This is a genomic window from Priestia sp. USM5 (assembly GCF_058323215.1).
Genome location: NZ_JBSGKN010000017.1, coordinates 1 through 1,351, shown reverse-complemented (window position 1 = coordinate 1,351; position 1,351 = coordinate 1). Strand labels below are relative to the sequence as shown.

The following is a 1,351-nucleotide window of genomic DNA, read 5'->3' as shown; positions in this document are numbered from 1 at the left end:
TATAGTACCGAAGTTCCTGATTCCACACTGCCAAGAAAAGCCTCTAGCGAGGCGGGAGGTGCCCGTACCGCAAACCGACACAGGTAGGCGAGGAGAGAATCCTAAGGTGATCGAGAGAACTCTCGTTAAGGAACTCGGCAAAATGACCCCGTAACTTCGGGAGAAGGGGTGCTCTGGTAGGGTGTATAGCCCGAGAGAGCCGCAGTGAATAGGCCCAGGCGACTGTTTAGCAAAAACACAGGTCTCTGCGAAGCCGCAAGGCGAAGTATAGGGGCTGACGCCTGCCCGGTGCTGGAAGGTTAAGAGGAGGGGTTATCCTTTGGGAGAAGCTCTGAATCGAAGCCCCAGTAAACGGCGGCCGTAACTATAACGGTCCTAAGGTAGCGAAATTCCTTGTCGGGTAAGTTCCGACCCGCACGAAAGGCGTAACGATCTGGGCACTGTCTCAACGAGAGACTCGGTGAAATTATAGTACCTGTGAAGATGCAGGTTACCCGCGACAGGACGGAAAGACCCCGTGGAGCTTTACTGTAGCCTGATATTGAATTTTGGTACAGCTTGTACAGGATAGGTAGGAGCCTGAGAAGCCGGAGCGCTAGCTTCGGTGGAGGCGTCGGTGGGATACTACCCTGGCTGTATTGAAATTCTAACCCGCGGCCCTGATCGGGCCGGGAGACAGTGTCAGGTGGGCAGTTTGACTGGGGCGGTCGCCTCCTAAAATGTAACGGAGGCGCCCAAAGGTTCCCTCAGAATGGTTGGAAATCATTCGTAGAGTGTAAAGGCACAAGGGAGCTTGACTGCGAGACCTACAAGTCGAGCAGGGACGAAAGTCGGGCTTAGTGATCCGGTGGTTCCGCATGGAAGGGCCATCGCTCAACGGATAAAAGCTACCCCGGGGATAACAGGCTTATCTCCCCCAAGAGTCCACATCGACGGGGAGGTTTGGCACCTCGATGTCGGCTCATCGCATCCTGGGGCTGTAGTCGGTCCCAAGGGTTGGGCTGTTCGCCCATTAAAGCGGTACGCGAGCTGGGTTCAGAACGTCGTGAGACAGTTCGGTCCCTATCCGTCGTGGGCGTAGGAAATTTGAGAGGAGCTGTCCTTAGTACGAGAGGACCGGGATGGACACACCGCTGGTGTACCAGTTGTCTTGCCAAAGGCATCGCTGGGTAGCTATGTGTGGACGGGATAAGTGCTGAAAGCATCTAAGCATGAAGCCCCCCTCAAGATGAGATTTCCCATAGCGCAAGCTAGTAAGATCCCTGAAAGATGATCAGGTTGATAGGTCAGAGGTGGAAGCGTGGCGACATGTGTAGCTGACTGATACTAATCGATCGAGGACTTAACCAAA

The 1,351-nt window shown here is 54.4% G+C and carries 1 rRNA gene; it reads left to right on the top strand.

Annotated features, from left to right (window positions below):
• Positions 1–1,350: ribosomal RNA gene (locus ACWATA_RS29295) — 23S ribosomal RNA — on the top strand; the annotation flags it as partial.
• Position 1,351: the final 1 nt, after the last annotated feature.